The sequence below is a fragment of the Kribbella yunnanensis genome (assembly GCF_039529655.1).
Lineage (GTDB): Bacteria > Actinomycetota > Actinomycetes > Propionibacteriales > Kribbellaceae > Kribbella > Kribbella yunnanensis.
The window spans coordinates 130,455-157,073 of sequence record NZ_BAAANF010000019.1; the positions used below are offsets into that span (position 1 = coordinate 130,455).

Consider the following 26,619-nt stretch of genomic DNA (forward strand, 5'->3'; position numbering starts at 1 on the left):
CGACGGTCTCCTAAGGTCGGCGGTCATAGGACGTAGGATGTGGGATGAATGCCTGCAGCCTACCTCCTGCGACGCACCATCACACCCCTGTAGTCGGAGGCATCGTGAACGAATTCGCAGGATCTGGGTTCGACCGCCGGTCGTTCCTGAAGTACTCCGGCGTGCTGGGGGCAGCCGCGACGATCACTGGTGGATTGTCGGCCTGTTCCGGTGGGCCGGCCTCGACCGGATCCGTGGGCGCCGGTGGTGACACCGACCTGGTCACCGCGGTGATCGGCTACGGCAACAACCAGAGCTGGGATCCGACCCTGAGCGCGTCCGCGTTCACGATGGCGGCGATGCAGCACATCTACGAGGGCCTGCTCGATACCGACCCGATCACCCGCAAGCCGTACGCCGCGCTGGGCACCGAGGTACCGGCCGACCTCAACGCGACCTCGTGGAAGTTCACTCTGCGGGACGGGGCGAAGTGGCACGACGGTCAGCCGGTCACGGCCGACGACGTCGTGTTCACCTTCGAGCGGATCCTCGACCCGAAGCTGAAGGTGCTGACCTACAACTTCTTCGCGGCCTGGCTGAAAGAGGTCAAGAAGGTCGACGACAAGTCCGTCGAGCTGGTCCTCAACTTCCCGTTCCCCGACGGTGCGCCCCGGCTGACCATCGCGAAGATCATGCCCAAGCACGTCTTCTCCCAGCCGGGTGCCTGGGACCTGGCCAAGAACGGCAAGGCGGTCGGGTCCGGCCCCTACAAGCAGGTCTCGCACCAGCCGAAGTCGAACACCACCTTCGAGGCGTTCGCGGACTACAACGGTCCGCGCCCGGCGGCGTTCAAGAAGATGAACTGGCTGAGCATCGTCGATGCCTCGGCGCGGGTCGCGAAGATCTCCGGTGCCAGTGCGGAGGCACAGATCTCCGACAACATCCCGTACGCCAACATCGAGCAGCTGAAGAGTTCGGGCCTCACCGTCGAGGGCGGCAAGGGCATGAACCACATGTTCCTGATGTTCAACACCGCGAACAAGCCGTTCGACGACGTCCGCGTCCGGCAGGCGTTGTTCATGGCGATCGACACCCAGAAGATGATCGAGGTCGCGCTCAAGGGCCGGGGCCGGGCCAGTACGTCGTTCCTGAACGAAGAAAACCCGGCGTACGCCAAGGCGAAGACGGTGTACAGCTATGACCCGGCGAAGGCGAAGGCGCTGCTGGCCGAGGCCGGCGTGACGAACCTGTCGATCAATCTGCTCGCGGTGAACCTCAGCTGGATCGTCGACTGCCTGCCGACCATCGCCGCCTCCTGGAACGCGATCGGCGTGAAGACCACACTGCAGCCGCAAGACACCGCTGCGGTGTTCACCAAGATGGACCAGAATGCCGACTATCAGGTGGTCGCGGCGGCCTCGAACCCGAATCAGTTCGGTGCCGACGCGGACCTGATCCTGCGCTACAACTACACCCAGGGTGGGTCCTGGATGAAGTACACGCGCTGGGAGAACAGCGCCGGCGCGAAGGCGATCTTCGCGAAGATGGACCAGGCGGTCCGGGCACCCGACGCGGACACCAGGCTCAAGCTGACCCACGAGTACCTCGATCTGGTCGCCGAGCAGGCGGTGCTGTACCCGGTCGTCCACACCGAGCTGATGACGGCCTGGAACCCGAAGAAGCTGAGCGATGTCAAGGCTCAGCCCTATCCGGGCATCAACCTGCTGCAGTCCAAGCGAGCCTGAGGTAACCGACTGTGGCTGTCATCGTCCGCATGCTGGTTCGCCGGCTGCTTCTGCTGGTCCCGTTGCTGCTCGGCATCATCGCGTTCGTCTTCCTGGTGATGCGGTTCTCGACCAACGATCCCGCGGTTGCCTACTTCCAGGGCGCGAACCCGACCGAAGAGCAGTTGCACATGTTCCGGCAGGAGAACGGCCTGCTGGATCCGCTGCCGCTGCGCTATGTGCACTTCGTCGGCGACCTGTTGCAGGGTGATCTCGGGACCAGCGTGCTCACCAAGGCGTCGGTGCTGCAATCGATCACGACGGCGATGCCGTTGACGTTCCAGCTCACTCTGCTGGGACTGCTGATCGCAATCGTGCTGGCGTTGCTGCTCGGTGTCACCGCGGCGATCTTCCGGGACCGCTGGCCGGACCAGGCGATCCGGCTGGTCTCGCTGATCGGCGTCGCCGCGCCGTCGTTCTGGCTCGCGCTGCTGATGATCCAGTACGCCGCAGTGGACCGCGGCTGGTTTCCGCCGAGCGGATACGTGAATCCGGCCGACGGGGTCGGCCCGTGGTTGCGGACGATGACATTGCCGGCGCTCGCGCTGTCCCTGCCGGTGGCCGCGCAGCTGATCAGGATCATTCGTACGTCGGTCGTCGAGGAACTGGACAAGGACTACGTCCGGACCGCGATCGGCAGCGGCCTGCCGCCGATGGTGGTCGTGGGACGCAATGTCCTGCGGAACGCGTTGATCAACCCGCTCACCGTGCTCGGCCTGCGGATCGGTTACTTGCTCGGCGGAGCAGTCGTGATCGAGCAGATCTTCACCCTGCCGGGGATGGGCACGCTGATGATCAACGCCGTCCGCGACGGCGATCCGGCGGTCGTGCAGGGCGTCGTACTGACGATTGCGATCGGGTTCGTGGTGGTCAACCTCGTCGTCGATGTGCTGTACCTGCTGGTCAATCCGCGACTGAGGAGCGCTGCCTGATGCGTGCACGCCTGGCCCGGCAGTTGTCTCGCCCCGGGATCAACTTCAGGCGGCTGCCACTGCCCGCCTGGATCGCGGTCGCCGTACTGGCAGTGGTGATCCTGGCTGCGGTATTCGCTCCGCTGCTGACGCCGTACGACATCCTGACGCAGGAGGACGCCGGCGGTGGGCCTTCGGGTGCGCACTGGTTCGGACTGGACAGTGCGAACCGCGACATCTTCACCCGCCTCGTGTACGGCGCTCGCTGGTCGCTGATGATCGGTCTCGGCGCAACCGCGCTCGCGTTGACCGCCGGCGCGATCATCGGAGCAATCGCGGCCACTTCGCGCAAGGCGGTCGACGAGACCGTGATGCGGATCCTGGACATCGTGATGGCGTTCCCCGGGATCGCGTTGGCCGCCGTACTGGTTGCTGTGTTCGGTGGGTCGATTCCGGTGCTCGTCTTCGCGATCGCCTTCCTGTACACGCCGCCGGTGGCCCGGGTGGTCCGCGCCAACGTGCTCGCGCAGTACGGCGAGGACTATGTGGTGGCGGAGAAGATCATCGGCGCCCGTACGCCGCACATCCTGATCAGGCACGTGGCGATCAACTGTGCCGCTCCGGTGCTGGTGTTCTGCACGGTGATGGTTGCCGATGCCATCGTTTTCGAGGCGTCGCTGTCTTTCATCGGAGCAGGGGTCCGGCCGCCGGAGCCGTCGTGGGGCTCGGTGATTGCCGATGGCAAGAATATGGTGCTGCTGGGTGGCTGGTGGGCGACGGTGTTCCCGGGATTGCTGATCCTGATCACCGTGCTGTCGCTGAACATCCTGTCCGAGGGCGTCTCCGACGCCTGGGCGGCGCCGGGCGCGCGTCGGGCGGAGAGCAAGAAGGACAAGGACGCGTTGGAGACAGCGCAGCCGGGCTCCGGTGAACTTGTCGAGCTACCCGGTCTGGACCTGGCGGCGGCTCGGCTGCGGGAACGAGCGCGACCGTTGCCGGATGGCGAACCCGTGCTGTCCGTGCAGCAGTTGGCGATCGGCTTCGAAGGCCGGCACGACGGCGTCGACATCGTCGATGGGATCAGCTTCGACGTACGGCCGGGTGAGGTCCTCGGCCTGGTTGGCGAGTCCGGGTGTGGCAAGTCGCTGACCGCGCTCGCCGTGATGGGACTGGAACCGCGCGGCGCCCGGATCCGCGGCCGGATTCGGTTCGACGGCAAGGACCTGCTGAGCCTGCGCCGCACCGAACGGCGACGGCTGCTCGGTCACGACATGGCGATGATCTATCAGGACGCGTTGTCTTCGCTGAACCCTGCGATGACGATCAAGGCTCAGTTGAAGCAGGTGGTGCGCCGCGGCGGACGGCGTACTCCGACAGAGCTGCTGGAGCTGGTCGGCCTGGATCCCGAACGGACCCTGACCAGCTACCCGCATGAGCTTTCCGGCGGTCAACGCCAGCGCGTGCTCATCGCCATGGCGCTGTCTCGGGACCCCAAACTCATCGTCGCGGACGAGCCGACCACGGCACTCGACGTTACCGTGCAGGCCCAGGTGATCCAGTTGCTGCTGCGACTGCGGGCCGAACTCGGCTTCGCGTTGATCCTGGTGTCACACGACCTGGCGCTGGTTGCCGACGTCACCGACCGAGTGGTCGTGATGTACGGCGGCCAGATCGTCGAGACCGGCGTCACGGCCGACCTGGTCGGCGAGCCGGCGCACCACTACGCCCGTGGTCTGCTGGGCTCGGTCCTGTCGCTGGAATCCGGCGCCGCCCGACTGACCCAGATCCGCGGCGTCGTCCCTTCACCGGCTGACTTTCCGGCGGGTTGCCGGTTCGCCGACCGGTGCCCGATGGTCACCGAGCTGTGTCGCACCACCGCTCCTGAGCTCACTGGGTCGTCGGCACATCGGGTGGCCTGTCATCACCCCGCGGTCGCGCTCGCCGTACCGGAGTCGTCGGAGCCCTTGGAGAAGGAGGCACTGCGATGACGGAGCCTGTGCTCGAACTGTCCGGCGTACACGTCGTCCACCGGGCTCGGTCCGGCGGTCTGTTCCGCAAGGATCGGGTCTACGCGCTGACCGGGGCCGACCTGACCATTGCCGCCGGTGAGACCGTCGGAGTGGTGGGGGAGTCCGGCTGCGGGAAATCCACGCTGGCCAAGGTGCTGGTCGGCGTACAGGAACCGACCGAGGGTACGGCGTCGTTCCGCGGCCAGGACATCTGGTCGATGAAACCCGCCGAACGTCGCCAGGCCATCGGCACCGGAACCGGGATGATCTTCCAAGATCCTTCGACGGCGCTGAACCGCCGGCTGCCCGTACGCCGGGTGCTGCGCGATCCCCTCGACGTACACCATCGTGGGACCGTTGCTCAGCGCAACGAACGGGTCCAGGAGTTGATGGCGTTGGTCGGCCTGCCCCGCAGCGTCGCCGATGCCCTGCCTGGCCAGTTGTCCGGTGGCCAGCGGCAGCGGGTGGCGATCGCGCGGGCACTCGCGCTCGAGCCGTCGCTGCTGGTTGCCGACGAACCGACGAGTGCTCTCGACGTCTCGGTCCGCGCGCAGATCCTCAACCTGCTGCTGGATCTCAAGGAACGCCTCGGTCTTTCGCTTGTGTTCGTTTCGCACGACATCCAGACCGTTCGAAGGATGAGTGATCGAGTGATCACCATGTATCTCGGCCGGATCGTCGAGGAAGCACCAGCCGTCGGGATCGCTCAGCGGGCCCGGCATCCGTACACCCGGGCGCTCTTCTCCGCGACCCCCGGCCTCATCTCCCCGATCGATCCGATCCCACTGACCGGCCCGGTGCCGTCGGCGACCCGACCACCGAGCGGCTGCCCGTTCCGCACCCGCTGCTGGAAGGCCGACGACAGCTGCGCCGGCGCGATGCCGGACTTCGAGTCCGACGCCGCCCATCCGGCCCACCGGTTCCGCTGCTATCACCCGGTCGTGGAGCGCGAGTCCACCGATGACCTGATCACCCAAGCATTGGAGCGTTCATGACCTTGCCAGCCCGCCTGACCGGTGTCATCCCACCTGTCTGTACGCCGTTGACCCCGGACCACGAGGTGGACACCGCCTCGCTGGTGCGGCTGGTCGACCACCTGATCGACGGCGGCGTGAGCGGACTGTTCGTGCTCGGTTCCACCTCCGAGGTGGCCTACCTGCCCGACGGACACCGCAAGGTCGTGCTCGACACCGTGGTCGGCCACGTAGCCGGCCGACTGCCAGTGCTGGCAGGCGTGATCGACACCGCGACCCTGCGAGTCATCGACCACGTCCGCACCGCAGTCGCCGCCGGCGTCGACGGCATCGTCGTGACCGCGCCCTTCTACACCCGCACCCATCCAGCCGAGATCGACAAGCACTTCCGCCTGGTCGCAGCAGCCGCCGGACTACCCGTGTTCGCGTACGACCTCCCGGTCTCCGTCCACTCCAAGCTCGGCGCGGATCTAGTGCTGCAGTTCGCGGCGGACGGCGTACTGGCTGGTCTCAAGGACTCCAGCGGCGACGAGGCCGGCCTACGCAACGTCATCCTCGGCGCCCGCGACCGCGGCGACATCACCAACTTCAGCATCCTCACCGGCTCCGAACTAACCGTCGACAACGCCCTGCGAATGGGCGCCGACGGAGTAGTCCCAGGCCTAGGCAACGTAGACCCCCACGGCTACGTAAACCTCGTCAACCACGCCACCACCGGCAACTGGGACGACGCCCGCACCGAACAGGAACGCCTAATCCGCCTCTTCGACCTGATCCGAGTAGGCGACCCGACCCGCATGGGCGTCAGCTCCTCCGCCCTCGGAGCCTTCAAAGCAGCCCTACACCTCCGCGGCATCATCGAAACCGCCACCATGGCCCCACCCCAAATCCCCCTCAACCCCGACGAAATAGCCCAAGTCGAAAAGCACCTGGTGACCGCGAACCTGCTCTGACCGATACCTCGTCGATCTGTCGCCGTCATCTGGCGGGTCCGGGCACGCGGTCAGCTCTGAAAGGGTTTTGGGGGCTGCCCCCGGATGCCCCGAGCTCTGGCCTTCCCAACGATGCGGGTTCGTGGCAAGACTCGTCGTACGAACGCGACCGCGTCCGGAGTGCTCGCGCAGGTTCTGTGTGACTTGGGGACGGATTCGACCGTTGAGGCTTACGTTAGATTCGCGTAAAGGTGAAAGTGGTTGAAGATCATCACGTTAGGGACACTGTGCGGTCGGGTGCCTGTTGCTCAGGCTCGGCTCGTGCCAGGGTCGTGCCACGAGCAATCGCTGAGGGGAATGTTGTGGAGCCGCTAGGGGATATGTCCGGACCCGAACGAGCCGTCGCCGCGGCGCGAGACCCCGACGAATACTTCGCTCGGGTACGCGCTGAGAGCGAAGCGGCCGCGGCTGCCGACGTCCGCGAGCGAGAGCAGCGACGCGCCCTCGAGACAAGAGTGAAGCTCTTGCGTCTCATCGGCCTGCGCGGTCTGGCAGAACGGCTGGCCGGCAGGGCCTGAGAAGTCCGGCACCCCGACTGAATTCGCTGTTGGGATGACCGAATGTGCGCGAAGTGTCGGCGTGGCGAGAGGTTTCGGCCTGCGCCGGATTCCGCCAGCCGTGTCGACAAGCCTTGTAGACAAGGCGAAACGCCGACGCTGAGCGTGTCTCGCGACGTTGCGAGCCGTTCCGGCATCGCTCTGCTACTGTCGCCGACAGTCCCGTGAGCAACTGGACTGTTTGTGTGTCAACGCCGAACCCTGCCGGACACACGGACTCCCCTCGAAGGACTGTGGCAGGGGTGGGGGACCCAGGAGGTTGGAGTCTCGACTGTGAGTGGTTGGGACCCTTGGGGTGAAGTCCGCGGGAGCGGACCGGGTCTTGACTCTCAGCCCGAACCCGACAGCTAACTTCACAGGCGTTGGGAGTTGTGCATGCTCGAATTCAACGGGCGTCGCAGGTCGGAGGCCCCCGACGTGCGTCCCTGGTACCGCCGCCTGTCGTGGTGGCGGTTGTCGCTGTGGGGCGTGGTGATCGCGGCCGGGCTCGGGGCCTGGGCGCTGCAGGTCGACTACGGCGAGGTGCTGCCTGACCAAACCGGGTGGTGGATCTTCTCCGGCGACCGGAAGAAGATCATCCGGCTGATGGGGATGGTGTGTGCCGCGGTGATCGTCGCCATCCCGGCGTTCTTGGCCTGGGAGGCCGGCGTGCGGGCGAAGCGGGCAGGCGCCCGCGAGAAGGACGAGATCGCGTTTCGCGTGCAGACGGTCAACGGTGTCATCGCCCCGCTGGCGGAACACTTGGGAGCGCTCGCGCAGCTGGACCCCGGCGAGACCCTGCCGAGACAGCGACTCGCCGGCGCGGCGGAGACGGCCACCTTGGCTGGTCTCGCCAATCTGCATGGTGGAGCAGACGCCGGGGTGCGAGTGTGTCTGTACTTGGTCGAAGGCGACATCTCCGATCGTCGTCTGGTGTTCCGGCACCGCGCTGGTCGGGGTAATTCCAAGCCGATGCGCGCGGTGTACGAGGGCGACGGCGGCCGCGGCACGGAGACCTTCAACGCGCTGGATGCGCGGGAGCCCCGCACCTGGCGTTACGTCGAGGGAGAGACTCCGGCGGTCGGTTGGAACCCCCGCAAGAAGTACCGCTCGTTCATGGCGGTGCCGGTCGCGTCGGGTGACACGCTGTTCGGGATGATCTCCATCGATGCTGTGGATCCGGCGGCGTTCCACGTCGCGGTGGATCTGCCGACCATTCAGACCGTGGCGGGACTCTATGCTGCGTTCCTGGCCGGGATGTCTGCGCCCAAGGATCATCCGGATCAGTCCGGAGCAACCTTCATGTGACGGCGGGCAACGATCCGTAAATTGCCTACCTAACGCATCAGGTCTTCGTGAGTTTCTTCCGTTGCCTACTGCGACAACGCGGTCACGCTCTGCTTGCCTTGATGGAACAAGCCCTCCCGTCGCAGTTGAGAGTGAAAGGCAACCATCATGAGGTCAGCTTTTGTTCGCTCGTTCACGCGTCTGACCGCGACCGCCGCCGTGCTCGGCGGGCTGGTCGTTACTGTTCCGGCCACCGCGACAGCAACTCCCGCGCCGGCGCCGATCGCCAGTACGTCCATCGGCCCGCAGTCGCGGGCCGATGACGCGATCGCGTGGTTCAGGGCCCGCAACGGCTCCACGTCGTACCAGGGGTACTGCGAGAAGGCCGTCGAGAACGCGTATGGCCGGACCGGTATCTATGCGTCGGCGATCGCTAACTGGAACGACGCCGTACGGCGAGGCGCGGCGCACCGGGGTGACTTGAACCCGCCGAAGGGTGCGCTGGTCTTCTGGAACATCAGCTCCTACGGACATGTCGGCATCGCAACGGGTGACGGTAACTTCTGGGCGACCAGTGTCAACGGGAGGATCGGCAAGGCGAGCCTGCCGTACTTCAACAGCTACCTCGGCTGGGCGCAGCCGAACTTCTAAAGAACTTGCCTACCGCAACAATCGCGGCTCGGCGACGGCGGCGAGGAAGCCGCCGACGAAGGTGTCGCCGAGCCCGACGGTAGTGGGGTTCTCGATGTCGAGCACGAATCCGGGGACACAGCGGACCGCGGCGCCCATCCGCTCGTGGAGCGCCGCGGCGAAGGTGATGGACTCGGGCCATCGCGGTTGCGCGTGCAGGTGGTCGACGTCCGCCGCGGTGAAGTTGTCGCCGTGGCGGTAGCGGGCGGTGGCCATCACGGTGCCGGTGTCGAGAGCGTCGGCGTACTGGTCGGCGCGTTCGCCGAACGCCGCCACCCAGTACTTCGTGTGCACTACCAGCGTCGGTACGGCGATGAGTGCGTGCAGCGCCGTGAGCGCGTCGGCGACTTCGGTTGCGGAGAGAAGGTTCACCGGGTGCCCGATGAACGACTGCAGCTCGTCCTCGTTCAGCCCGTACACGTCGATCACCTCGAGCAAGGCGTCGCGGACGTGGCGGCTGAACGCGGGCTCGTGGAAGGCCGCGTCCTCGAAGTACGTCACCGCATCCGGCGGCAGTTGCCGCAGGTGCGATCGCAGTTCGGTGAGCCGCCGGTCGAGCTCCTCCTGGTCGCGCATGGCGTTGAAGCCCGAGATCAGGAACACCGACGCTTTGCTCAGTCGGTCGCCCAGTTCGTCGGCCAGCAGCATGGCGCCGTTGGCCGGGTCGTTGACGTAGATCAGCCGGTTCGGGTACGGCGCGGTGATGTCGAGATCGCCGGTCCGGATCCGCAGGCCCGCGTCGTACTGGACGATCAGGTGCGGGTAGAAGGTGTCCTCGACGCTGCTGGAGATGTACTCGGTGTCCGGCGACAGCAGTCCGCGCATGGTGTCGTTGATGCTGACCAGATGCAGCGTTGACGGCACGCCCAGCCGGCTCATCACGATCCCCGCCCGCACCGAGGTGCCGCCGAGGGCAACTCGATGCGGGAACCGGTTGGCGAAAGTCCCCAGTGCCGCGGCGGAGGCGACGTACTGCTCGCCTCCGCCGCCGCGAGCGACGTACTGGAGGATGGACACGACAAGGTCCCGCTCGCCGCCGACCGCGACCGGCGACGCCAGCTCCTCGGCGCTGATGTTGTAGTCGGCAACCAACTGTTCCAGTACGCCGGCGGTGAGCTTCAACTCGTAGTCGACGCAGCCGCCGAGGCCCAGCAGTACACGGGAGGCATCGGTCATATCAGTAGAGTGAACCCTTGCCGGTGGCACCGAACAGGTCGATCTTCTGGGCCGCGACGACCTTCATGGCGTCGATACAGGCCGGCTGAATCGCATTCGGTTCGCGCGTCTTCGGATCGTTGCCCAGCACCTCGCGCATCTTGTCGTGGTACGCGACCTTGATATCGGTCGAGATGTTGATCTTGTTGATGCCGATCCGCGCGGCCTCGGCGATCTCGTCGTCCGGGTTGCCGGAGCCGCCGTGCAGGACCAGCGGAATCCGCACCTGACTCTTGATCTCCTTGAGCAGGTCGAGTTTCAGCTCGGGCTTCAGGTGCGCCGGATAGAAGCCGTGGTACGTGCCGATCGCCACCGCGAGGCAGTCCACGCCGGTCTGTTCGACGAACGTCACCGCATCGTCGGGATCGGTGTAGATGATCGTGGCGGCGCCGGCCTCGGCGTAGCTGTCGTTCGCGCCGATGGTGCCGAGCTCGGCCTCCACCGACAGACCGAGCGCGTGCGCGGAGTCGGTGACCTTCTTCGAGAGCGCGACGTTCTCTTCGAACGGCTTCAACGAGGCATCGATCATCACGGAGGTGAAGCCGTACTGGATCGCCTCCAGCACTTGCTCGTACGTCGCTCCGTGGTCCCAGTGGATCGCGATCGGAACACTCGAGCGGTGTGATCGCTCGATCATGCCGGTGATAAGTTCGCGGCCGATGTGCTTCACCTCGTCCGGGTGGATCCCGATGATCAGCGGCGCGTCCTTCTCCTCGCTGATCTCGACGATCCCCTGGAACATCGCCCAGTCACTGATGTTGAAGGCCGGTACGGCGAAGCTGTGCTCGTTGGCGACGTCAAGTATCACCTTGGTGGTCGTCAGCATGCGTGATCTCCTTTGAGGGGGTGTCAGGATTTGACGGCGCCGGCGGTGAGTCCGCCGATGAACCGTCGCTGGAAGAGCAGGAAGAGGACCAGGACGGGAACCGAGCCGAGGATGCTCATCGCCATCATCTGGTTCCACTCGTACGAGTGCTGGCCCATCAGCAACTGGATGCCGATCGGCACCGTGCGCATGTCGTCGGTGCGGGTCAGCGTCAGCGCGAACAGGTACTCATTCCACGAGATCATGAACGTGTAGACCCCGACCGCGATCAGACCGGGAACCGAAATCGGCACCAGGACCCGCCACAGGGCGCTCCACCCGGTGCCGCCGTCGACCTTGACGGACTCGTCCAGCTCGCGCGGCAGTGTGTTCAGGTACGCGGTGATCATGATGATCGCGTAGGGGAGGGTGAACACCATGTGCGTGAGGATCAGGCCCGGATAGGTGTTGTACAGACCGAGCGCGACCACGAGCCCGAAGTACGGGACTACCAGCGTGATCGGCGGCACGGCCTGGACGCTGACGATCACGGCGTTGATGGTGCGCTGGAACGGAAAGTTGAAGCGACTGAACGCGTAACCAGCCAGCAGCGCCACCAGGAGCGTCAGGATGGTCACCGCGAAGGCGACGATGTAGCTGTTGAGGAAGAACCGGAGCTGGGCGCCGTTGCCGAGGATCTCGCGATAGGCGTCGAGCGAGAAGCTCTCGGTGAGCAGCTTCGGCGGGCTCTGGAAAACTTCCCCGTTGCTCTTGAACGACGTGGAGAGCATCCACAGGACCGGCAGTCCGGCGAAGAGCGCGCCCAGGATCAGCCCGGTGATGACACCGGCCTTTGCGAGGGTACGACGGGTCTCGACTCTGGCCATGTCAGCGCTCCCTTTGCTGGCGCACGTAGAAGAAGGCCAGCACCATCGTCAGCAGCAACACGATCACGGCGGCCGCGGACGCGGTGGCGAACTCGTATTCGCTGAAAGCCCGCTTGTACGTGTACGTGCTGAGCATCTCGGTGGAGTTGAGTGGCCCGCCGCCGGTCGTCATCCAGATCAGCGCGAACTGCTGCGACGTCCAGATGAGATCGAGCACCGCCATACTGATGATCACCGGACGCAACTGCGGAAGCGTGACGTTCAGGAACCGCTGCACTGGGTTCGCCCCGTCGACGGCGGCCGCTTCGTACAGGTCGTGCGGAATGCCCTGGAGCCCGGCGAGCAGGCTGATCATGAAGAACGGATAGCCGGACCAGATATTGACGAACGTCACCGCCCAGAGCGCCGTACCGGGGTCGCCGAGCCAGTTCACACCCTCCTGGACCACGCCCAGCGTGTGCAGCACGTAGTTGACCACGCCGGACGGATCGAGCAGCAGCCGCCAGATGACGGCGATCACCGCGATCGTGAACAGCCAGGGCAGGATGTAGACGATCCGGAAGACCGCCTTCGTGACTCCGCTCAGCAGTTGCGTGTTGAGCATCATCGCGAAGGCCAGCCCCAGGAGCAGGTGGGCCACGGTACTGACCGAGATGAACACCCCCGTGTTCTTCAGCGCGGCCAGGAAGTCCGGGTCGGTGAGCACCTTGGTGTAGTTGGTGATCCCGGCGAACACCGAGTTCTCCTGGACGATCACGTTGTCCCGGAACGAGTAGCCGATCACCATGACGATGGGAATCACCATCAGGACCACGATCAGCAGAAGCGTGGGACTCAGATAGCCGTAGGGGATCAGCGCCCGGGTCCGGGCGGGGCGGCGGCCCGGACCGGCCTGCTTGGCCGGCGTCACTGTCTCGGTTGCGGTGAGCGTCATCGATGCCTCTCCTTGATCGGGCGCCCTGGCGGGCTACTGGATCACCGAGGTCCAGGACTCCTGGGACTTGGCGAGCGCGTCGTCGACGCCGGTCTTGCCGGTCAGCACCAGCTGGAGCTGCTCGTCGAAGCTGCGCATCAGGTCCTCGGACTTGGGCAGACCGACGAACTCGTTGGCTGGGTAGCCCTGCTGGTAGATGTCGAACGCCGTCTTGAACAGCGGGTCGCTGTCGCTGAAGTCGGGCTTCGCGTTCTTGTTACCGGGGAAGCCGTTGGCCATCGTGCTGAGTTTCGCGTTGGTCTCCTGGCTCATCAGGTAGGACACCAACTTGAACGCCTCGGCCTTGTGCTTGGTGGAGTTGGAGATGCCGATTCCCCAGGACGCGTACGGGATCCCGCGCTTACCGGTGTAGCCGTCCTCGGCCGGCAGCGCTGCCACCTCGAACTTCAGGCCCGGCTTGTTCTTCTTGATCAGGTTGATGTGCGCGAGCGAGTCGATCATCATGCCGACCTGGCCGTTGGTGAACTTCTCGACCTTGTCCTGCTCCTTCATGGTGAGCGAGCCGGGCGCGATCACCCCGGCGTCGTTCAGGCTCTTCACGAATTCGACCGTGCTCTTGACCGGGGCGCTGGTCAGGTTCGGCTTGCCGTCCTGCAGCATGCTGCCGCCGGATGCCCACAGCCACGACATCACGTCGTTCTGGACGCCGTTCGGTACGGCGGTGTCGAGCGGAAGCGCCCAGCCTTTGACGTCACCGCCACTCGCACTGATCTTCTTGGCCGCGTCCAGGAACTCGGTGCGCGTGCTGGGAACCGCCGTGACACCGGCCTTGGCGAGCAGATCCTTGTTGACGAAGAGCGGGTAGACGAAGTTGACCACCGGGATCATGTAGGTCTTGCCCTCGAGCTGCACCTGGCTGGCGAGCTGGCCGGCGTCGTACTTGGCGTCGGTCATCAGCTTGGACAGATCGGTGATCGCGCCCTGCTTGGCGAAGTCGTTGACCCAGGCACCGTCGAGCCCCACGACGTCGGGCAGGGTCTTGGACGCAGCGCCGGTGACGAGCTGCTGCTTGGTCGACGCGTATGGCGCGCTGAGCAGCTTCACCTTGATGTTCGGGTTCTGCGCCGTGAAGTCATCGATGAGCTTCTCGAAATTCCCGGCGGGGAGTTCGGCTCCCCACCACTGGGCGAATTCCAGCGTCACGGTGCCGTCCGCTGCGGCGCCGTCCGAGCCGCCAGAGCCGCACGCCGCCAGTGACGCGACGGTCGCAATCGCCGTCATTCCCCCTACCAGACGCCTCAGCCGGGATCTGCGTGTCGCCATGGCGAGCTCCTTCGTTCTGTTCTTTGCGGGATTGGCGCCAAGCTAACAGCGAGATATCGCAAGCACAAGAGCAGAGCTGCAAAGAGCCGCAACATGTGGCAGACTAATGCACAGCAGAGAGTGTTCGCGGCAGGCATGTGCGCGTGGTTGTGGCATACTTCCGCACGAATCGGGAGGAAGAGTGAGCGTGGACAAGGACGACAGGCGGGATCTGCCCGCTGGCCGCAAAGCTCAGCTCGCGGCGTACGTCGCCGAGACCGGTCAGGTCACGGTCGGCGAACTGGCCGAGCGCTTCGGCGTCTCCATCGACACCGTCAGACGCGATCTCGATCAGCTGAGCGCCGACGGCGTCCTCGTGCGCACGTACGGCGGCGCTGTCAGCCTGTCGACGATCTCCCGCACCGACCGCGCCGTCGACCAGCGGCTGACCCTGCAGGAGCAGGAGAAGGAAAAGATCGCGACGCTGGCCGCCGCCCTGGTCCAGGACGGCTCCACCATCATGATCAACGGCGGGACGACCACCCTCGCGCTAGCCCGCAGCCTGCGCCAGCACCGCGATCTCACCGTGGCCACGAACAACCTGCTCGTCCCGGCCGCGCTACCCCCGTCGGCCGTCCGCGACATCTACGTCTTCGGCGGCGCGGTGCGCTCCCTCACCCTGGCCACGATCGGCCCGGTCAGCTTCCGCGTCAACGGAGGCGCCGAGCTGGACATCAGCTGCGACCTCGCCTTGATCGGCGTCGGCGCAATCTCCGCCGACGCCGGCTACACCACCAGCAACCTCGCCGAAGCCGCGATGATGCAAGAGATGCTCTCGCGCGCCACCCGCGTAGCCATCCTCGCCGACTCCTCCAAGTTCGGCCGCCGCCTCTTCGCCCAAGTCTCCGAACTGAGCAGCGCCGACTACCTGATCACCGACACCCCGCCCCCCGCCGACCTACGAGAAGCCCTCACCGCAAGCAAGGTAGAGCTGATCACCCCCTAACCCAACAACTGACACCCTGACCTCCAGGTCAGGGTGTCAGTGCGTCGGCGTGCGGTCGTGACTCCGGGCCCGCCGCTCGGGACGGCGGGCACGGAGGGATCGAGTCGAGCTGGTCGGCTCGGCGGGTCAGTTTCCGTTGATCAGGTGCATGGCCAGGACGGGACTGAAGGTGCCGGCCGGGATGCCGGCGCCGGTCCCGCAGGAGCCGTCGGAGTCGCCGGGGACCTTGATCCACAGCAGCATCTCCGCGCCGCCGCCGAGCCGAGACGTGGTGCCGAGTTTGCGGCCGGGCGGGTTGCACCAGTCGTTGCCGGGGCCGTTGCCGTTCCGGCTGGTGTCGATCACGTAGGGCTTGGCCGCGGACAGTTTGCCGTTGACTGCGTTGCCGTAGCTGACCGTCTGGGCGGTGGTGTAGTAGTTCGATACGTTCAGCGTGAAGCCGTGGGCGCTCGCGAGGCCGGCGCCGGTCAGTCGCTGCGCCATCACGTCGGCGGCGACCCAGCCGGCGTTGCCGCCGTCGAGGTAGGCCCAGGTGTTCGGAGCCAGATCCTTGAACTGCTGTACGGCGTACTTCAGCATGCCGTTGCGGACGGCGATCTGGTCCGCGTTCATGCAGTTGAAGTCACCGAGCGCGTCGGGTTCGATCACGACCACCGCCGGACGGTTGCCGATGGCAACGGCAAAGTCGTGGATCCAGGTGCGGTACGCCGCGGGCGTGCCCGCGCCGCCGCCCGAGTGACCGCCGCAGGCGTCCCGGCCGGGGATGTTGTACGCGACCAGCACGGGCAGCTTGTCGGCGGCGTCCGCGGCCCCGACGAAGTTGCCGACGGAGGTGCCGATCGGGTTGCTCCAGTTGCCGAACCAGCGCGCCATCGGCTTGCTCGCGATCGAGTTCTGGATCGCGGTACGGCGGCTGTCGTTGGGGTTGTTCCGAACCCAGGTGGCTGGATTCGAGCTCGGATCGACATAGAACCCGCTGGTCAGCTGCGTCGGGTCGCCGGCGGTCACGGCGGCTTGGGCGCCCTGCGTCACCGGCGCGACGACCGCGACCATCAGGCCGGCGGCGACCAGGCCGCGGGTGATCCTTCTCGTTCTCATTGCTGCTCCTGTCTCGGGGTGGGGCGGTCTCCGGGAGCGCTTCCGGTTTGCTCAGTTCGTGAGCGATGTGTGACCGATAGTGTCGGATGGCATCGGTGGCCGTCAATGCCTCGATTTGCTGACGAATCTTCGCGTTTGCCGAGGAGAAGGCCGATCAGTACGGTGACCGGGAGCGCTTCCAGAAATCTGGTTCGTTGCGCTCCTGACGTGATGAAGGAGGACTCCGGGCATGCAGCACCGGCGGCTCGGCCGCAGCGGTTTGAAGGTCAGCGAGATCACCTACGGGAACTGGATCACCCATGGTTCCCAGATCGAGCAGGATGCGGCCGTTGCCTGCGTTCGTGCGGCGCTCGACGCCGGCATCACCACCTTCGATACCGCGGATGCGTACGCGGAGACTCGAGCCGAGCAGGTGCTCGGGCGAGCGTTGGCAGGTGTCCGGCGGGAGTCGGTCGAGGTGCTGACCAAGCTCTACTGGCCGACCGGACCCGGGGCGAACGAGCGCGGCCTGTCGCGCAAGCACATCATGGACGCGGCCCATGCCTCGCTCTGCCGGCTGGGCACCGAGTACATCGATCTCTATCAGGCGCACCGGTTCGACGAGGACACGCCGCTGGAAGAAACGCTCCGGGCCTTCGACGACCTGATCCGGCAGGGCAAGGTCCTGTACGTCGGCGTTTCCGAGTGGACCGCTGCGCAGATCAGCGAGGCCGTCGAGATCGCGGACGGCCTCGGGCTGGACCGGATGGTTGCCCATCAACCGCAGTACAACATGCTGCACCGGACGATCGAAGCCGAGGTTGTCCCCGTGTGCCTCGAAGCCGGGATCGGGCAGATCGTCTACCAACCTGTGGCGCAAGGCGTTCTGGCCGGCAAGTACCTCCCCGGTGAGTCGGCCCCGGCCGGCTCCCGGGCAACTGATCCGACGGGATCCGAGTTCATTCAGCGCCTGCTGAGGGAAGAGATCCTCGAGCGCGTACAACGACTCCAGCCGCTCGCGGACGAGGCCGGGCTGTCGATGGCGCAGTTGGCGATCGCGTGGGTACTGCAGCAGCCAGGCATCTCCTCGGCCATCGTCGGAGCCTCACGCCCTGAGCAGATCACCAACTCTGCTGCTGCATCCGGCGTGAAGCTCGACCCATCGCTCCTGCAGACGATCGACGCGATCCTCGGCGACTGCGTGGTGCGCGTCGCCTGATCAGGTAGGTCGCAGTAGTTCGATCAGATGGTCCAGTAAGTCGCCTGGCTCGTCCGGAAGCTCGAACTGGGACTGGATCTGCAGGCCGTCGGACAAGGCGATCAGCAGGGTGGCAATCTTCTCCGGATCCGCCGCCGCGCTGATCGTTCCGTCCGCCTGCCGGTGCTGGATACTTGCGGCCAGTACCTCGCGCAGATCGCCGTACCGTTCCACGAAGTACTCGTGGGCGCCGTGCTGGGGATCCCCGGCCTCTGCGGAGAAGGTCGAGTACAGCTGGACTAGGCCCGGAACGCCGGCGTTGTGCCGCATGATGGCGCCGAGTTTGCCGACCGCGTCGGACTCCTCGCCGAGTCGCTCGGTGTCGGCGGTGTCACGCGCTCGCAGTACCTCCTCGAAGAGCTTCTCCTTCGATCCGAAGTAGTGCAGCAGCCCGGCCTCGCTCAGCCCGACCGCACTCGCCAGCTCACGCGTCGACGTCTTGCGGTAACCCTGCCGGGCGATCACCTCGAGCGCCGTGGTCAGGATCTCCTCGCGCTTGGCGACCCCCTTCGCGTACGGGCCTCTCGGTGCCATGTCCCAAAACCTAGCATCACTCGGTTTTCGCGCCTACAGTGACACTCATGAGCCCGACTCCCGCTGACTTCGCCGATCGCCTCGGTCGCCTCACGCTCGAGGACAAGGTCCGGATCCTCACCGGCCAGGACTTCTGGTCGACGCACCCGCTGCCCGCGATCGGGCTGCGGTCGATGATCCTGTCCGACGGCCCGAGTGGCGTACGGGGCCCGGTCTGGGACGAGCGCGATCCGTCGCTCAACCTGCCGTCCGCGACCGCGCTCTCGTCGTCCTGGGACCTCGGGATCGCCCACCGGTACGGCGTGGTGTCCGCGCTCGAGGCCCGTCGCAAGGGCGTGGACGTGGTGCTCGGCCCGACGATCAACCTGCACCGATCGCCGCTCGGTGGGCGTCATTTCGAGGCGTTCAGCGAGGACCCGGTCCTGACCGCGGAGCTCGCCGCTGCCTACGTGGCCGGCGTCCAGGAGCTGGGTGTCGGCGCCACCCCGAAACACTATGTGGCCAACGATTTCGAGACCGACCGCTTCACCGCCGATGTCGTGGTCAGCGAGCGGGCGCTGCGCGAGGTGTACCTGCTCGCCTTCGAGAAGGCGGTCACCGAGTCGACGGCCTGGCTGGTGATGAGTGCCTACAACTCGATCAACGGTGCGACCGCCTCGGAGAATGAGTTGCTCGAGACTCCACTGAACAGCGAGTGGGGCTTCGACGGCGTCGTGGTGAGCGACTGGACCGCCGTACGCAGCGTGGAAAGCGCCAACTACTCGCAGGACCTGGCGATGCCGGGCCCGGTCGGGGCGTGGGGCGACGCCTTGGTCGAGGCTGTGCAGTCGGGAGCGGTCAAGGAGGAGGCGATCGACCGGAAGGTGCTGCGTCTGCTCGCGCTGGCTGCCCGGGTCGGCGCGCTCGAAGGGTTCGCGAAGCCTGTTGCCGTTCCGTCGATCGACACGGTCGCCTTCGCGCGCTCCGCGGCGGCCGACGGATCTGTCCTGCTGCGCAACGCCGGCGAGCTGCCCTGGAACGCGACCGGGCTCCAGCGGGTCGCGGTCATCGGCCACAACGCGCGGGACGCGCGGACCCAAGGCGGTGGTAGCGCGACCGTCATACCGTCGTCGGTGGTCTCACCGCTCGATGGACTCCGGGCCGCGCTGCCCGCTGCTGAGGTGACCTACTCGATCGGCGCGGTGGTCCAGGAGGGTGTCGCGGAGTTGCCGCTGTCGACGATGACCAACCCGGTCACCGGCCGACCCGGCGCCCGGGCACGCTTCCTCGCCGCGGACGGGGCCGAGTTGTACGCCGAGGATCGCTTCTCCAGCGCGCTCGTCTACCTCGGTGGGGACGCGCCGATCGCCGACACCGCGGTCTTCGAGTTCAGTACGACGTACACGCCGACGGAGTCCGCGTCGGCGCTGCTCGGGTTCGCCTCGGTCGGGCGTGGCCGTATCTTTGCCGATGGCAACCTTCTGCGCGAGGAATCCGTCGTACCGGCCGGCACCGATCTCGGCGCCGCACTGCTGTCCCCGCCGTCCGTCTCCACCCCGCTCGACCTGGTCGCCGGCCAGCCGGTCGACATCCGCGTCGAGCTCGAAGTGCCGACCGCGGACGGCGGCCTCGGCAACGCCCTGAGTATCACCGTCGGACTCGAGCCGGACCGCTCGAACCCGCAGGCGCTGATCGACGAAGCCGTCGCCGCCGCCCGTGCCGCGGAGGTGGCGGTCGTGGTGGTCGGCACCAACTCCAAGGTCGAATCCGAGGGCCACGACCGGACCACCCTCGCACTCCCCGGCCGCCAGGACGACCTCGTCCGGGCCGTCGTCGCCGCGAACCCCCGGACGGTAGTCGTCGTCAACGCCGGCTCACCCGTCCTGCTGCCTTGGCGTGACGAGGTCGCAGCCCTCCTGGTCACCTACTTCGGCGGCCAGGAGTACGGCAACGCACTGGCCGACGTACTCCTCGGCGTCGTCGAGCCCGGCGGTCGACTCCCCACGACGTGGCCGCGCGACGAGGCCGACGTACCGGTCATCGACGTCACGCCGCACAACGGGACGGTCCGCTACGACGAAGGCATCCACCTCGGCTACCGCGCTTGGCTCCGCGCCGGAACCGAGCCCGCGTTCGAATTCGGCCACGGCCTCAGCTACACCACCTGGTCCCTGTCCGACCTCCAAGCCTCCGCGACCACCGCCTCGGTCACCGTCCGGAACACCGGCCAACGACCCGGCAAACACGTCGTCCAGGTATACGCCGAACGCCCCGAAACCACCGTAGACCGCCCACACCGCTGGCTAGCCGGTTTCGCCGTCGTACGCCTGCAAGCAGGCGAGACCACCGAACTCACCATCCCCCTGCACAACCACACCTTCCACCACTGGGACAACACCTGGACCACCGAGCCCGGCACCTTCACCCTCCGAGCCGGCTCCTCAGTCACAGACCTCCCCCTCTCAACCGACCTCAATCTCAGCTAGCGCGTCGTGGCGCGTGGTGGGTTTGCTGTGTCAGCCTGGCTGGCATGGGTTCATTGGTGTTGTTGCATGGGCTTGGGGCGACGGGGCGCGTGTGGGACGGGTGGCCGCAGCCGCGGCTAGCGCCGGACTTGCCCGGGCATGGGCGGACGGCGCCGTTGGCGCACTACACATTCGAGTCCATGACGGCCGCCCTGGCTGAGGCGCTGCCGGTACGTCGAGGCCTGGTCGTCGTCGGACACTCGTTAGGCGGGGTCCTCGCGCTCGAGCTGTCCAGCGGGCGGTACGGCGTACAGGTTGACCGCGTGATCGCCCTTGGCGTGAAGGTGTCCTGGACGGACGCCGAGCTCGCCAAGGCCGCCGCCTTGGCGCAGAAGCCGGTCGCCTGGTTCGACAGCCGGGAGGAAGCAGCCGCGCGGTATCTCAAGGTGTCCGGGCTGCAAGGCCTGGTGGATCCGGCCGACGAGTCCGTGGACGAGGGGTTGCTGGAGGTCGACGGTCGCTGGCGGCTCGCCATGGATCCGGCCACCTTCGGCGTCGGGGCGCCAAAGATGCCCCAATTGATCGCGGCAAGCCAGGCGGACGTCCTCTTGGCGCGCGGCGAACTAGACCCGATGAACACCAACACCGAGCTAGCCGCCCTGCACGACCAAACCCTCACCCTGCCCGGCCTCGGCCACAACGCCCACGTGCGGGCCCCATCCGCCTTCAACCACCTCCACGCCCAAGCCACCCGCACCTAGAAGGACGGCGAAAGTCCGAGCGACTGCGGCAGCCGGTGTGACATGACGCACAGTCACGATCAGCTCAAGGCAAGCTGCTCGCCCTGGGATCAAATGAGTGCGTTTGAGTGTGCGCCGCCAGGGACTCGAACCCGAACGCGCTGATTTCCAGCTGAGGATTGTCATCTGCTGTCGGTGATGCGCAGAATCGCTTGCTGGTAAGGGATTCCCAGCATGTCTTGGCACTCACCCCACCCATCCCATCAGCCGACCAATGCCACCGACAGCGCGCGGTCTACCTGCTTGATATCCAGGCGGTGGCTGATCCAAGTGACCCCGCAGGCCTGGGCTTTGTTCCACGGCGAGCACGCCCAATGGTGGGACGATCGGCCGTACGCCGGAACCCCGCGGTGTCCGAGGCGTTGGGTCAGGCACTGGACATCGTCCTGACCCATTCGCTGCAAGCAGATGATCTGCATCTCTTGCAACAGGACCTGCTGGAGATGGCGGACGGAAACACAGCTCGCCGGCTCGCCGGCGAGGACGTCGAGCTGGTCGTCCTCGCATTCAGTGTCTTGCTGTCGACCTGGCAACCGCCACGCTCCAAAGCTCGACCCGGCCAATCCTGGGAGCACTTCATCCAATTCGTCGCCGCGCTCCTCGACGAGTCTCGCGCTGTTACGCCGGTCATCCCCGAGGTGGCGCCTTTCATACTGCGCGGCACCGCCCAGCAACTGAAGTACGCGAAGTGGAGCGGACCGGCCTACAGCGGCGCCGAAGGCAAACGCGATCAACAGGCCTGGCGCATCCTGGCTCGCCGGATGACCACGCTGGCCGTCGGCACGGTGACGGCGATCACAGCATCCCCGGAGCTGGTGCCGGCCAGGGGACCTGCAGCTCGGCTGGGCCTACTGGCCGCCACCGTCGTGGCCGACATGTTCGACGACGAGGTCGCGAATGGCCTCCGTGGCGTCCACAGCAGCATGCACTGCCTGGAGGCCCGGCGGACCAACAGCCATCTGGCGTCCGAGGTGATGCTGCTGGTCCGCGCCTGAGCTCACCGCACAGAGGCGCCGGGCCGTCGACGACATCGCGCTCGGCCGTATGCGGTCAACGGTCGGATCTGAGCAGAGAACGGCCCAGCGGGGTGACGGCGTGGCGGACGGATTGACCGGTTCGGGTGGTGGTGACGAGGCCGGCCTCGCGCAGGGTCTTTGTATGTTGGCTGATGGCGGCCGGGGTGACGTGGAGGCGGTGAGCCAGTTGGTTGGTGGACGCGGCGATGCCGAGAGCGGCGAGCAGTTTGGCGCGGGTATGTCCGATCAGGTCGCCGAGCCCGGCGGTGTCAATGGTTGGGGTGATCGTGCCGATGCCGTCCCAGTCCCGGACAGCTGGGCAGACCAGGGTCGGTGGCTGGTCGCCGTCGATGAAGGTGAGGGGTCCGCCGAAGTTGAAGTACGCCGGGACGATCTGCAGGCCGCGGCCGCCCAGTTCGAGATCCAGATCGTACGAGTAGTCCGCCTCGAGGACGGGCGCTTTCCAGCGGATCGACGGGTGCAGGCCGGCTAGCAGAACGTCGAGCCCGCCGCTCAGGAGATCATGTGCGTAGCGAGCCCGGGCGGTCTCGACGTGTCGATGTACCTCGCCCCAGACCGGGCCTTGCAGTGCGATGGCCCGGTAGTCGCGCAGGAGTCGGACCACCCCGTCGGGCCGGCCTAGTTCGTGTAACCGGTGGGCCCAGCGTGGTGGCTGGTCGAGGCGGCGGTAGGTGCGGGTGAGATCGGCCCGAACAGCGGCGGCCGGCAGTGCCAGCATGGACTCGAAGTGAGCCTGTGCATCGAGCTCATCGACGGTGGGGGTCAGGAAGTCGGCGAAGTTCCCGGCGGCTGGGACCACGGCGCACGCGGACTGCAGCACCCTGGCATCGAGTGCGCGAGCGCGGCCCCGCGTGCCCACTGAATCCCGCCAGGTCCAGTACTGCGGCGGCAATGCGTCTTGCTGGAGACAGTTGATACTCAGGACCAGTTCCCACAACGGATGCGGCCCGCCCGCGATCCGTACCTTCCGAAGGTCCTCGCTCGTGAAGTAGATCCGCAGCACCATCGCTTCCCCCGTCCGTGATCGGCCGTTCTCCGCATGCTCACAGACCGACTTCCAGAAAAGTTCCAAGCGACTTCCAACTGCTTACGGTACGGCGCAGGTTTCGTCGAGGGTCGTGATTTCCGTGCGGAGGGCATCGGCCTCGGGGAGGTGCTGGTCGGCGTACAGGGCTAGTGCTTGGTGCCAGTGTCGGTGGGCCACGTCGTGCCGGTGGAGTGTGTGGTTGGCTCGGGCGAGGCCGTGGTGGGCGGCGGCTTGCGTTCGGCGGTTGCCGGTGCGGAGGGCGTGGCTCAGCGCCAACTCGTACTCTGTGGCGGCAGAGTCATGGTCGGCGACGGCGAGGTGGTGCTCGCCGAGACTGTTCCGGATGCTGCTCTCCAGTTCGCTGTCTCCGAGCTCGTTGCTGATGGCAAGCGCCTCCTTCTGGTGCTGCAGCGACTCACCGTACCGGCCGAGCCGGCAGAGCACCGAACCAAGATTGCTGATGGCGTTCGCCTCACTCCAGCGTTCGCCGAGTTCGCGGTGCAGCTCGAGGGCAGCCTGTTGGTGTTCGAGGGCCGCGGGATAGTCGCTCAGTGCCTCGTACGTCTTGCCGAGCGCACCAAGAGCATGGGCTTCACCGATCCGGTTTCCCAACTGACGAAACAGTTCCAGAGCCTCTCCGAGTCGATCGAGCGCCTCCACGTTGCGTCCGGTCACATGGTCGAGCAGGCCCAGGTTGATCAGCCCCATCGCTTGATGGGGAGGCCCGGCGATCTGCCGGAGGATTGCCAGGCATTGCTCGAGGTGTTCGCGCGCCGGCAGGTTGTCGCCGAGCATCATCCGAATCGTCCCGAGAGCTCCTAGAGTGGATGCTTCGCCGGCTTGGTCACCGCATCGACGACGCATCACGAGCGCGCGCTCGGCGTAGGCGATAGCCGCGGCGGTGTCGCCAGAACGTCGCCAAGCTCCCGCGAGGTTGTGCAGCGTCTCGCCCAGAGCCCATTCGTCACCCAGTTGCTCGCAGGCCTTCAGCGCTGACTCGTGGGTGCTGATCCAGTCCTGCTGGTAGCCACGAATGTAGAAGAACCGCCAGAGCGTCTGCGGGAACTGCCAGACGCGATCGTTGCGGCCTCGTCGCTCTGCATCTGCTGTCAAGGCCAGCAGGGCAGGCCGCTCGGTTTCCAGCCACTCCATCGCATGTTGATGAGTCTCGAAGACCGGTACGCCGATGGGCGGTGGCGCCGGGGGATTCGGGAGCTGGACCCGTCGCGGGTCGATCCGGTTCATGGCGGCGCCGGCGGCTGTCAGGTACCAGTCGGCTAGCCGGTCGCTTGCCGCATCGCGGTCGGCAGGTGAGTCTTCCTGCTGTGTCAGCTGGACGGCGTAGGCCCGTAGGAGGTCGTGAAAGGTGTACCGGTCGGTGACCGGCTCCTCCACGAGATGTGCCGCGACCAACTGCCGCAACAGCCGAGTCGCCTCCGCGATCGAGACGTCGGCCAGGGCGGCCGCGGCGTACGGGCCCGCCTGGGGCATCGGGATCAGGCCGAGCAGCCGGAACATGCGTTGCTGCGGCCCGGTCAGCCGGAGATACGAGTGGTCGAACTGCCGCCGTACGACGGCCTCGGGGTCACCGTCGACGGCGAGGAGCCCGAGCTGATCCTCCGCGAGCCGGTCGACCGAGTCGGCGATGGTCGCGCCGACGCCGGCGGCCGCCAGGCGGAGCGCCAGCGGGAGGCGTGCGCAGAGTTCGACGAGCCTCGCGACGGCGGCCGATTCCGCTTCCACCCGCTCGGGGCCGAGCAGGCGGGCCAGGAGATCGAGCGACTCCTCGTCAGTCAGTACGCCGAGGTCGACCCGTCGCGCGCCGTCGAGTGCGACCAAGCCGGTCAGGGAATCCCGGCTGGTGATGAGGGCAAGACAGCCTGGTGAGCCTGGAAGCAGCGGGCGGACCTGGGAGACGGCGCTCACGTTGTCGAGCACGATCAGCAGCCGACGCCCGGCCAGCGCAGACCGGTACATGCCTGCCTTCGACTCCAGATCGGGCGGCACCTGGTCTCCCGGTACGCCGAGCGCGTGCAGCATCCATTCGAGTGCCTGGCTTGGTTCGATCGGGCGGCCGGTCGAGTAGCCCTGCAGATTGAGGTACAGCTGCCCATCCGCGAAGCGGTCAGCCACGGAATGCGCCCAGTGAACGGCCAGCGCCGTCTTCCCGACACCCGCCGTACCGGTGATGGCACTGATCACGACCGCGGACACGCCGCTCTCGATGGAGACAAGGTTGTCGAGGTACTTCAAGGCCTCTCGACGCCCGGTGAAATCCGGCACCGCAGCAGGCAACTGCGCCGGTACGACGGTGCCCGGCGTCGCGGATGGTTTGGGGCGATCCGCTGTTGATCGAGTTGCCGAGAGAATCTGAGCTTGTAGTTCCTTGAGCCGCGGACCTGGTTCGACGCCTAGCTCTTCGCCGAGGAATCGGTAGACCCGCTGGAACGCGTCGAGTGCTTCGGCACGCCGCCCGCAGCCGTCCAACGCGAGCATCAGTTGCTCCCAGCGATGTTCCCGCGTCGGCTGCGCGGCGACTGCCTCTTGCAGGCGGCCGACCACAGCCGCGTGCTGACCGAGTTCGAGCCGCAGATCGATCAGCTCGTCCTCGACCTGCCAGCGACTCTCCAGCAGCGGCGCCGCAGCCTCGTGCAGCATCGGGGACCCGAGGCCTTCGAACGGCACGCCTCGCCATAATGCCAAGGCCTCTTCGAACCGGATCGTGGCTTCCTCACGGTCTCCGGCGTCGTTGGCCTGGCGCCCTGCGGCCACTAGATCCTCGAAGGTGAAGCTGTCGAGCTCGGCCCGCTCGACACTCAGCCGGTAGCGCCCCGACCCCCGCTCGATCCGCGTCGCTCCCGCCCGAGTCGGCGGCAGCACCCGTCCAAGACCCCACAGATAGGTCGACAGGTTGCCTGCCGCGGAACGGGGCGGATCTGCTTCCCACAAGAAGTCGATCAGGCGGTGCGAGCTGACCCAGCTGTTGGCGAACAACAACAGGACGGCGAGTGTCGTGATTTGTTTGCCGCCCCCGGCCTTGATCCGCCCACCATCCGCATCCTGAACCTCAAACGTCCCCAGCACGTTGAAGAGCAAGAACACCATCCCCTTCGCGTCCAACTCATGACGTT

22 protein-coding genes and 1 riboswitch are annotated in these 26,619 nt (G+C 66.4%); of the genes, 13 read left to right on the top strand and 9 right to left on the bottom strand.

The window, feature by feature from the left end; translation table 11 throughout:
* Positions 1 to 104: 104 nt before the first annotated feature.
* The 8 genes from ABD231_RS29500 to ABD231_RS29535 all read left to right on the top strand — a co-directional run bounded on the left by ABD231_RS29500 (position 105) and on the right by ABD231_RS29535 (position 9,123).
* On the top strand, positions 105 to 1,724 hold the full coding sequence (locus ABD231_RS29500; RefSeq protein WP_344158991.1) for an ABC transporter substrate-binding protein: 1,620 nt from the start codon (positions 105 to 107) through the stop codon (positions 1,722 to 1,724).
* A gap of 11 nt (positions 1,725 to 1,735) precedes the next feature.
* Positions 1,736 to 2,695, top strand: a complete 960-nt coding sequence (locus tag ABD231_RS29505; protein ID WP_344158993.1) for an ABC transporter permease — start codon at positions 1,736 to 1,738, stop codon at positions 2,693 to 2,695.
* The gene (locus tag ABD231_RS29510; protein WP_344158995.1) at positions 2,695 to 4,662 is read left to right on the top strand and encodes a dipeptide/oligopeptide/nickel ABC transporter permease/ATP-binding protein; all 1,968 of its coding nucleotides are present in this window, start codon (positions 2,695 to 2,697) and stop codon (positions 4,660 to 4,662) included. Before ABD231_RS29505 ends, ABD231_RS29510 begins: the two co-directional genes overlap by 1 nt.
* Positions 4,659 to 5,678, top strand: a complete 1,020-nt coding sequence (locus tag ABD231_RS29515; RefSeq protein WP_344158997.1) for an oligopeptide/dipeptide ABC transporter ATP-binding protein — start codon at positions 4,659 to 4,661, stop codon at positions 5,676 to 5,678. The genes ABD231_RS29510 and ABD231_RS29515 overlap by 4 nt, the downstream gene beginning before the upstream one ends.
* Positions 5,675 to 6,610 (top strand): dihydrodipicolinate synthase family protein, encoded by a 936-nt coding sequence (locus tag ABD231_RS29520; protein ID WP_344158999.1) that lies wholly within the window; start codon positions 5,675 to 5,677, stop codon positions 6,608 to 6,610. The genes ABD231_RS29515 and ABD231_RS29520 overlap by 4 nt, the downstream gene beginning before the upstream one ends.
* A 359-nt stretch (positions 6,611 to 6,969) precedes the next feature.
* Positions 6,970 to 7,167, top strand: coding sequence for a hypothetical protein (locus ABD231_RS29525; RefSeq protein ID WP_344159001.1), 198 nt, complete (start codon positions 6,970 to 6,972; stop codon positions 7,165 to 7,167).
* Positions 7,168 to 7,388: 221 nt separating this feature from the next.
* Positions 7,389 to 7,582: riboswitch (cyclic di-AMP (ydaO/yuaA leader) on the top strand.
* Complete coding sequence (locus ABD231_RS29530; protein WP_344159003.1) at positions 7,582 to 8,493, top strand: hypothetical protein; 912 nt, start codon at positions 7,582 to 7,584, stop codon at positions 8,491 to 8,493. It overlaps the preceding riboswitch by 1 nt.
* A 147-nt stretch (positions 8,494 to 8,640) precedes the next feature.
* Positions 8,641 to 9,123 carry an NlpC/P60 family protein gene (locus tag ABD231_RS29535; protein WP_344159005.1) on the top strand — a complete coding sequence of 161 codons (483 nt, stop codon included), beginning with the start codon at positions 8,641 to 8,643 and terminating at the stop codon, positions 9,121 to 9,123.
* Between the two features lie 9 nt (positions 9,124 to 9,132).
* On the opposite strand, the gene ABD231_RS29540 is transcribed toward ABD231_RS29535, so the two are convergent.
* The 5 genes from ABD231_RS29540 to ABD231_RS29560 are packed head-to-tail and all read right to left on the bottom strand — an operon-like array spanning position 9,133 to position 14,326.
* Complete coding sequence (locus tag ABD231_RS29540) at positions 9,133 to 10,338, bottom strand: ADP-dependent glucokinase/phosphofructokinase (protein WP_344159007.1); 1,206 nt, start codon at positions 10,336 to 10,338, stop codon at positions 9,133 to 9,135.
* A 1-nt stretch (position 10,339) separates the two neighbouring features.
* Positions 10,340 to 11,203 carry a ketose-bisphosphate aldolase gene (locus ABD231_RS29545; protein ID WP_344159009.1) on the bottom strand — a complete coding sequence of 288 codons (864 nt, stop codon included), beginning with the start codon at positions 11,201 to 11,203 and terminating at the stop codon, positions 10,340 to 10,342.
* Positions 11,204 to 11,226: 23 nt separating this feature from the next.
* The gene (locus ABD231_RS29550; protein WP_344159011.1) at positions 11,227 to 12,069 is read right to left on the bottom strand and encodes a carbohydrate ABC transporter permease; all 843 of its coding nucleotides are present in this window, start codon (positions 12,067 to 12,069) and stop codon (positions 11,227 to 11,229) included.
* A 1-nt stretch (position 12,070) separates the two neighbouring features.
* A complete protein-coding gene (locus tag ABD231_RS29555; RefSeq protein ID WP_344159013.1) occupies positions 12,071 to 13,003 on the bottom strand; it encodes a carbohydrate ABC transporter permease in 933 nt (310 codons plus the stop codon).
* Between the two features lie 33 nt (positions 13,004 to 13,036).
* Entirely contained in the window at positions 13,037 to 14,326 is a 1,290-nt protein-coding gene (locus ABD231_RS29560; protein WP_344159015.1) for an ABC transporter substrate-binding protein, read from the bottom strand.
* A 181-nt stretch (positions 14,327 to 14,507) separates the two neighbouring features.
* Between ABD231_RS29560 and ABD231_RS29565 the strand changes: the two genes are divergently transcribed.
* Positions 14,508 to 15,311, top strand: a complete 804-nt coding sequence (locus ABD231_RS29565) for a DeoR/GlpR family DNA-binding transcription regulator (RefSeq protein ID WP_344159016.1) — start codon at positions 14,508 to 14,510, stop codon at positions 15,309 to 15,311.
* 126 nt (positions 15,312 to 15,437) lie between these two features.
* Here the strand turns inward: ABD231_RS29565 and ABD231_RS29570 are convergent, their stop codons facing one another.
* Positions 15,438 to 16,409: a glycoside hydrolase family 6 protein gene (locus ABD231_RS29570; protein ID WP_344159017.1), complete on the bottom strand. Its 972-nt coding sequence runs from the start codon at positions 16,407 to 16,409 to the stop codon at positions 15,438 to 15,440.
* Between the two features lie 229 nt (positions 16,410 to 16,638).
* Between ABD231_RS29570 and ABD231_RS29575 the strand changes: the two genes are divergently transcribed.
* Complete coding sequence (locus tag ABD231_RS29575; protein ID WP_344159018.1) at positions 16,639 to 17,607, top strand: aldo/keto reductase family protein; 969 nt, start codon at positions 16,639 to 16,641, stop codon at positions 17,605 to 17,607.
* On the opposite strand, the gene ABD231_RS29580 is transcribed toward ABD231_RS29575, so the two are convergent.
* A complete protein-coding gene (locus ABD231_RS29580; protein WP_344159019.1) occupies positions 17,608 to 18,180 on the bottom strand; it encodes a TetR/AcrR family transcriptional regulator in 573 nt (190 codons plus the stop codon). It abuts the gene before it with no gap.
* A gap of 47 nt (positions 18,181 to 18,227) precedes the next feature.
* On the opposite strand from ABD231_RS29580, the gene ABD231_RS29585 reads away from it, so the two are divergent.
* The 3 genes from ABD231_RS29585 to ABD231_RS29595 all read left to right on the top strand — a co-directional run bounded on the left by ABD231_RS29585 (position 18,228) and on the right by ABD231_RS29595 (position 22,419).
* Positions 18,228 to 20,645: a glycoside hydrolase family 3 protein gene (locus ABD231_RS29585; protein WP_344159020.1), complete on the top strand. Its 2,418-nt coding sequence runs from the start codon at positions 18,228 to 18,230 to the stop codon at positions 20,643 to 20,645.
* A 44-nt stretch (positions 20,646 to 20,689) separates the two neighbouring features.
* Positions 20,690 to 21,385, top strand: a complete 696-nt coding sequence (locus tag ABD231_RS29590) for an alpha/beta fold hydrolase (protein WP_344159021.1) — start codon at positions 20,690 to 20,692, stop codon at positions 21,383 to 21,385.
* Positions 21,386 to 21,738: 353 nt separating this feature from the next.
* Positions 21,739 to 22,419 carry a hypothetical protein gene (locus ABD231_RS29595; protein WP_344159022.1) on the top strand — a complete coding sequence of 227 codons (681 nt, stop codon included), beginning with the start codon at positions 21,739 to 21,741 and terminating at the stop codon, positions 22,417 to 22,419.
* A gap of 55 nt (positions 22,420 to 22,474) precedes the next feature.
* Here ABD231_RS29595 and ABD231_RS29600 read toward each other — a convergent pair whose 3' ends face one another.
* Both ABD231_RS29600 and ABD231_RS29605 read right to left on the bottom strand, forming a co-directional pair.
* Positions 22,475 to 23,533, bottom strand: coding sequence for an ArsR/SmtB family transcription factor (locus ABD231_RS29600; protein ID WP_344159023.1), 1,059 nt, complete (start codon positions 23,531 to 23,533; stop codon positions 22,475 to 22,477).
* A gap of 15 nt (positions 23,534 to 23,548) precedes the next feature.
* Entirely contained in the window at positions 23,549 to 26,608 is a 3,060-nt protein-coding gene (locus ABD231_RS29605; RefSeq protein ID WP_344159025.1) for an AfsR/SARP family transcriptional regulator, read from the bottom strand.
* Between the last annotated feature and the right edge of the window lie 11 nt (positions 26,609 to 26,619).